A 6,373-nucleotide genomic window follows, 5' to 3' on the forward strand; every position below is an offset into this window, starting at 1 on the left:
AGGGCCCGCTAACTCGATACCATCTTCCAAAAGAAACTCGCTTGTGGCTTCTATCCCGCCATATCCTGCTCTCCCCTTCGTACCCGTAGAAGAAATGATCGGCCTCTTGATCCCAGCAGTATCGTAATGGCTGATCCCTACCAGAACTGGTTCAGGATATTGCGCCACTGGTAAGTTGAATTCAAAAATTCCGCCTTTTGCAACGACCGAATCGATCGTCTTCCAGCCATCGGAATCGAGCATCTGTAAAACCACGCTTCCAGAGGGCAGGTACTTTAAATTACCTTTAATTGTAATGGTTGCTGGCTCACTCTGGCTACAAGAAAGCAAGATAGCGGCCGCCAAGCAGGAGAAAATTAGTCGGAATGAAAGGCCAGTCGATTGAATATTTTCCATGATTACGGGTAGTTTAGGTCTAGTCCGTAACAAAGATAGGATATGGAATCTGATGAAATGAAGGTCGTTACTAAGATTTAACGATGTTTAAAAACCTGGGGAGCGCACCTATGCTCAGCTTAATGGCACAGTTTTGATAGGGGAAAAACATCAGTAACTCATCCCTTAATTATACAACTATGAAAGCCCTTGCCAATTCCATCAACTACCTGGTAATCTTTTTATTAGCCGTTACTCTCGTAAGCTGCGAACTAGCGGGCGACATCTTCGAGGGCGGCGTCTGGACTGGTGTGATCCTTGTCTTCGTCGTGATTGGCGTTGTTATTTACGGTATTTCCCGAATGTTTGGCGGCGGCAAATAGAATTAACCGATCGCCTCGTTCCAATCGGGCAACTGACCAAACCTTTTAAGCGTGGACACGTGGGACTGTAAGGCCTGGCCGAATGTTTCATTTTCGAGATACACTAGTCCAAATTCTTCGGCAGTTTGCTTCACGATGGGCGCAATGGAAGGGTAGTGGACGTGACATATGCGAGGAAACAGGTGGTGTTCCACCTGAAAGTTCAGGCCTCCCACATACCAGGAGAGCCACTTGTTTTGGCGGGAAAAATTGACTGTAGTCTGAAGCTGATGAATGGCCCAGTCGTTTTCGATTATACCTTTTTCGTTTGCCTGCGGGTGATCAGTTCCTTCCACGGTATGCGCCAATTGGAATATGACAGTCAGAACCAATCCGGCGGTGAAGTGCATAAGCAGGAACCCGGCCAGAATTTCTCCGAACGGTAAGCCGAATATGTAAATCGGCACAAAGAAAAATACTATGAAGTAAACAACCTTCATAACGATCAACTTCACCAATGTAGCTACGTTTTCTTTTCTGGTTTGAGTATTAACACCCGATTTTGTGAAGGTCACAAGTTGCACAAAATCTTTGGCTACTACCCAGTATAAAGTTAGAATTCCGTAGAAAAAGAAGGCATATATCCACTGAAAGCGATGAATACCTCGTACGTCGGTGTGAGGAGAAAGCCTTACTATCAATCGATCCTGTATGTCTTCGTCCATCGGCACCACATTAGTGTACATGTGGTGAAGAGTGTTATGCTGCAATTTCCAGTTCAGAACTCCGCCTCCCGCCAGGTTGATTGAATAACCCATCCATTTGTTGACATTTTCACTGGCCGAGTAGGCTCCGTGGTTGGCGTCATGCATTATACTCATACCAATGCCCCCAATGCCCAGACCCATAACAATCCAAAGCGGCAAGCTCAACCAGAGAGGAGGATTGAAGAGTAGGATGAAGATAAAGGGTAAGATGTACGCACACAACAAAACTATTGTCTTGAGTACCATAGTGCCATTGGCATGGCGAGAGAGGCCCTGATTGGTAAAGTGCTCATCTACTCTTTTCTTCAAGGTAAGAAAAAACTTGTTCTTGTCTTTGTTTACAAAGCGAATTTTGGGTTTTTGTGTCATAAAATTGGTTTCTACCAGGGCGGTAGGGTAGGGGCGGGAACTGGCTTAACCGCTATATAATTGATTGGGTTCTTACGGTCTGCTTCAAAAGTAGCAGAAAGAATTTTAAAACGGACTCGGTGAAGAAGCAAAACGCAGAAAAAGCGCGGAGATGAATCCAGTAAGAACTGTGCGAAATTTTTCTTGGGAGCGATCCTATACTATTGTAGATATACTTTATATAACGAGTGATTAGCAATTATGTTTCAAAGGCACTCATTGAGCGTCTCCCGCATTTTTCAACAAAAAATCCGGGAGACGCTTGCGAAAATGATTTCTGACCTGCATATTTGCACTCCCATTCTGAAACAGTAATCGGGAAAGAATGAACGGGGGATTAGCTCAGTTGGCTAGAGCGCTTGCATGGCATGCAAGAGGTCATCGGTTCGAATCCGATATTCTCCACATAAAGACGGCGTTCCTGGGATCAGGAACGCCGTTTTCTATCCCACCGCCCAGAAAAAATCGGGCGCAGCAGTAGCCGCACCCGATTCCTCAATACACTCCTCAAAAAAGCTTATTCGAAGGTCAACGTCCGCTTTACCACCTTTTCCTGGCTAGTAATCGTGAATTCTTTCTCTACTTTCTCACCCCTGCTGACAACCGAGATTTTGTAGGCCCCGTCCTCTAGCCCGCGCAAGTTGAACTTCATGGCTGCTTTCGTCTGCTTTCTACCGATGCTTTGGCGGGTCAGCAAATCGCCGTTGGCGGTGGTAATCAGTACGGCGGCGTAGTTGAGTGGCGTTTTTTCGACGTTGACGTTCACACCGCCGTCAATGTTTTTGTAAATGACTGCCTCGAAAGTCGTGGGCTTCTTGGCATTGTCGCCAGGTCCGGCGAAGGCAACCGTGGTGCTGAGCGCCAAAGCGCAGATCAGGGATTTGAATGAATTTTTCATGGCTTTGTAGTTTTTGGTTTTGGCTAATGTTTGTCATTATTGACTCTACAAAGGTGAGGTATTGGCAAGTACTATGTATAACAAAGTACATGGGCGGTTCAAAAATTGGGTTAGCGGTTGAGTTGTAAAATGGGAAGTGCATTAGCTCCTCTGAGGCGTTGAGGTAAAAGCCAGAATCAATTGCTGGGAACAACTGGCTAGTGCCGTTCAAGCTACTGAATATGGAAGAGTAAGAAGAGACAGGAAAGGGATAGAAGAACCCGACGGAAAAACAATGCCAATTTATTGTTCCAGTTTCGTCAGCAGCACCAACAAATCTTCCTCTCTTCGCAGATTGAGTTTATGTTCCCTGATGATCTGCCGAGCGGTCTTTGCATCGGGAAGCTTGGAGAGTAGATTGCGTTCGTTGAGCTTTACCGGAATGATATTGCCATCTGACTCTTGCAAGAAAAGATCCTCGCTTTTGGAGTATTCGTAGTCATACTTCACATTCTCGTTGTATCCGTTCCGCTCCACCTTGTCGAGCCGCGCGTTGTATCGGCGAAGGAGTTTGGTTTCCCTTCCCGTGTAGACAGCTTCGAAGTATTGGTTTCGTAGGCGAATAAATATTCGGTCTTTAATCTCAAAAGATTCGGGGTAGATGATTTTCTCAGCGGAAGCCATACTCACGACTACGTAATCTTCCATGATATTGTAGTTCAGTGGAAAGTGTAAGGCGTCGCCCCGGTGGGTGGGCAGGCTGCTTGTTTGCCAGTCCTTAAACAGAAAGGGTGACCCCTTAATCGCCACCGTACGGTAGGTACTTTGCTGATTGTCGGCCCGATAGTCGTACAACTGGCCCCGGAAGGCGAAACGATGTACATCCGTCGTGGAATCGTAGGATATCTCCTGTTGCGACCAAGCCATACAGGGTAGGAGAGCGAGCAAGATTATGGTAGTTTTCATACGACTGTTGTGATTGAACGGTTTTGCCAATATACAAAAAAGGGAGGGAAATGTTTCCCTCCCTTTTTTACAAAATATTAGTAGCCAGCCCTTACATGGCTCCATCAGAGATCAACTCTCCCTGCGGCTTGGGCTTTGGCTTTTTGCGCATTACCACATCGTATAAGTCGGTTCGACGGTCCTTCATAATTTGCACTGAGCCATGTTCGTGCAATTCCTTCAATTGGAGCAAATCCACGTCTACGATGAGCATAATCTCAGTATTAGCGGTAGCTTCGGCCTTGATCGTGTTGGTAGGAAACTGGAAGTCGGAAGGTGTGAACACCGCCGACTGCGCGTAGTGGATGTCCATGTTCTCGACGCGGGGCAAGTTGCCTACACAGCCCGAAATGGCCACGTAGCACTCATTCTCTATAGCCCGCGCCATCGCGCAATTTCTTACCCGCATATAGCCATTCTGTGTGTCAGTGAGGAAGGGGACAAAGAGTATTTCCATACCTTGGCGCGCCAACAGGCGGCTCAGCTCGGGGAACTCGATGTCGTAGCAAATCACGATGCCGATCTTGCCGCAATCTGTATCGAAGACACGTACCTCGTCGCCGCCCACCATACCGTAGTGGCGCACCTCATTGGGCGTGATGTGAATCTTACGAAACTCCTCGCTCGTGCCATCGCGGCGGTAGAGATAGGCAGCATTGTACAGTTTTCCGTCCTCCACCAGCGGCATGGAGCCGCCCACAATGTTGACATTATAGGAGATAGCAAACTCCTGCATCTTTTTACGAACCACATCGGTGTAGTCGGCTAGTTTGCGGACGGCCTGAGGCTCGGGCATGTCGTTGAACTGCGCCAGCAGCGGCATATTGAAAAATTCGGGGAACTGAATGAAATCCGCTTTGTAGGAACTCACAGCATCCACAAAAAATTCTACTTGCTCAAAAAAGGCATTGACGTCCTTAAAAAGACGCATTTGCCACTGTACCACGCCGATGCGGATGATAGAATCCGAAGGATTGGTGCGACGGTTGCCGGGTTGGAAATAAATGTTGTTCCATTCCAGCAACGTAGCGTAATCCTTAGATTCTGTGTCACCGGGCAGGTAGCCATTGAGTACTTTCCTTACGTGGAAATCATTTGCCAGTTGGAACGTCAGCGTCGGATCGTACAACTCTCGTCGTTTCACCTTGTCAATGTACTGCTTCGGCGTCATCTCCTTGGCGTAGGTGTTGTAGTTGGGGATGCGCCCCCCAGCCACGATACTGCGCAGATTGAGCCGTTCGCAAAGTTCCTTACGGGCATCGTAAAGGCGGCGACCCAGGCGCATATCGCGGTACTCGGGGTGTACGAATACCTCGATGCCATAAAGTACATCGCCCTTTGGGTCGTGGGTTTTGAAGGTGTAGTTGCCCGTCACTTCGGGGTAGGTATGTTCGTCGCCGAACTTGTCGTAGTCGATGATGATGGATAGCGCCACGGCCACGACCTTACCGTCCACTTCCACGCAGATTTGGCCTTCGGGGAACTTGCCCAGCAGCAAGTCGATTTTTGACTTGCGCCAGTACTCGCCACCGATGCCCTGATAGGCTTCGATCATGGCTTCCTTTAGGTCGGCGTAGTCTTCCTCGACAAGTTCTCTGTTTATTATTTTCATATAAATATTTCGGGTTGCTATAAAAAATAATTCAACCTGAACGCCTGTCGAATTGAATTATTCTACTTTTTGCAAAAATACAAAAAAGCCCCGGACTGACAAATCCGAGGCTTTTGAGCAATTTTTTTCTTGTCTTCGATCAACGAAGTTGGTAAGTGGTCAGATCAGAATTCAATCTGTCCCCGAATTTCGCCACCGGGATTGGCTGCGGTGTGGATATTGAAGTAGAACAAACCGTTCAGAAGATCAGCTTCCTGCGCCGCGGTGAGAATGGCTGAACCGCTAACAGCACCCGAGGTAGCCGCTGGTACGGTGGCAAAGGGGAACAATACCGAAGCATTGGCACCTCGCGCTGCGGGGCCGTGGATGTGGCCTGCCGCCGGATTGCCCGACAGGTTGCTGTACGTGACGTAGTAGCTCAGGAGTTTGGTATTCTTGTTGTACGACACATCGGCACTGCCGGTAGCAGAACCAGGCTTAGCAGGAACTTCCTGACTACCGCTCAAGGCGATGCCTTTTTTGCTCATGATGAAGCTTTGGTTGTAAAACTCGATCTGTCCGCGAATCTCGCCACCGGGAAAAGTCGCCGTATGAAGGTTGATGTAGAAAAGTCCGTTCAGCAAGTCTTGCTCTTTGTCAGCCGCAACTGCTGATGTACCGACTACCACGCCGGATGTGGCCATTGGCAAACCGGAAAAAGGAATTAACACTCCAGAGTTCGCTCCGCGTGGGGCGCTGGCATGAATGTGACCCGCTGCGGGATTGCCAGACAGGTTATTGAAAGTGACCGTGTATTCCAGCATCCTGGACGTTTTGTTGTACTTTACCACGGCCGAGCCAGCTGCAGCGCTGCCATTAGCGGGAGATTCCTGAGCACCGCTCAGTAGTAGTCCTTCCTGAACGATGATTTGGTCGTTGATGTCGTGGTCTTTGCAGCCTGCCAATAGAGCAAACACGGCAAGAACAG

The 6,373-nt window shown here is 48.3% G+C and carries 7 protein-coding genes and 1 tRNA gene; 2 read left to right on the forward strand and 6 right to left on the reverse strand.

Going from position 1 to position 6,373, the window contains the following annotated elements:
- Nucleotides 1-396: DUF4369 domain-containing protein (locus tag ACEW8P_RS21275; RefSeq protein ID WP_373515084.1), on the reverse strand; the 396-nt coding region annotated here is incomplete at its 3' end.
- A 179-nt stretch (nucleotides 397-575) separates the two neighbouring features.
- Between ACEW8P_RS21275 and ACEW8P_RS21280 the strand changes: the two genes are divergently transcribed.
- A complete protein-coding gene (locus ACEW8P_RS21280) occupies nucleotides 576-758 on the forward strand; it encodes a hypothetical protein (RefSeq protein ID WP_373515085.1) in 183 nt (60 codons plus the stop codon).
- Nucleotides 759-760: 2 nt separating this feature from the next.
- On the opposite strand, the gene ACEW8P_RS21285 is transcribed toward ACEW8P_RS21280, so the two are convergent.
- Nucleotides 761-1,873 carry a fatty acid desaturase gene (locus ACEW8P_RS21285; protein WP_373515086.1) on the reverse strand — a complete coding sequence of 371 codons (1,113 nt, stop codon included), beginning with the start codon at nucleotides 1,871-1,873 and terminating at the stop codon, nucleotides 761-763.
- Nucleotides 1,874-2,243: 370 nt separating this feature from the next.
- On the opposite strand from ACEW8P_RS21285, the gene ACEW8P_RS21290 reads away from it, so the two are divergent.
- Nucleotides 2,244-2,317 (forward strand) — tRNA-Ala (locus tag ACEW8P_RS21290).
- Between the two features lie 112 nt (nucleotides 2,318-2,429).
- On the opposite strand, the gene ACEW8P_RS21295 is transcribed toward ACEW8P_RS21290, so the two are convergent.
- From ACEW8P_RS21295 to ACEW8P_RS21310, 4 genes are all read right to left on the reverse strand, one after another.
- Nucleotides 2,430-2,810, reverse strand: coding sequence for a hypothetical protein (locus ACEW8P_RS21295; protein ID WP_373515087.1), 381 nt, complete (start codon nucleotides 2,808-2,810; stop codon nucleotides 2,430-2,432).
- Between the two features lie 282 nt (nucleotides 2,811-3,092).
- Complete coding sequence (locus tag ACEW8P_RS21300; protein WP_373515088.1) at nucleotides 3,093-3,755, reverse strand: hypothetical protein; 663 nt, start codon at nucleotides 3,753-3,755, stop codon at nucleotides 3,093-3,095.
- A gap of 91 nt (nucleotides 3,756-3,846) precedes the next feature.
- On the reverse strand, nucleotides 3,847-5,406 hold the full coding sequence (locus ACEW8P_RS21305; protein ID WP_373515089.1) for a GNAT family N-acetyltransferase: 1,560 nt from the start codon (nucleotides 5,404-5,406) through the stop codon (nucleotides 3,847-3,849).
- A gap of 164 nt (nucleotides 5,407-5,570) precedes the next feature.
- Nucleotides 5,571-6,373: CHRD domain-containing protein (locus tag ACEW8P_RS21310; protein WP_373515090.1), on the reverse strand; the 803-nt coding region annotated here is incomplete at its 5' end.

The organism is Persicitalea sp. (assembly GCF_041751555.1).
Classification (GTDB): domain Bacteria; phylum Bacteroidota; class Bacteroidia; order Cytophagales; family Spirosomataceae; genus Persicitalea.

Bases quoted from the DNA above. Each gene is read 5' to 3' on its own strand.
- ACEW8P_RS21280 (WP_373515085.1), top strand. From the start codon at position 576: ATGAAAGCCCTTGCCAATTCCATCAACTACCTGGTAATCTTTTTATTA.
- ACEW8P_RS21285 (WP_373515086.1), bottom strand. From the start codon at position 1,873: ATGACACAAAAACCCAAAATTCGCTTTGTAAACAAAGACAAGAACAAG.
- ACEW8P_RS21295 (WP_373515087.1), bottom strand. From the start codon at position 2,810: ATGAAAAATTCATTCAAATCCCTGATCTGCGCTTTGGCGCTCAGCACC.
- ACEW8P_RS21300 (WP_373515088.1), bottom strand. From the start codon at position 3,755: ATGAAAACTACCATAATCTTGCTCGCTCTCCTACCCTGTATGGCTTGG.
- ACEW8P_RS21305 (WP_373515089.1), bottom strand. From the start codon at position 5,406: ATGAAAATAATAAACAGAGAACTTGTCGAGGAAGACTACGCCGACCTA.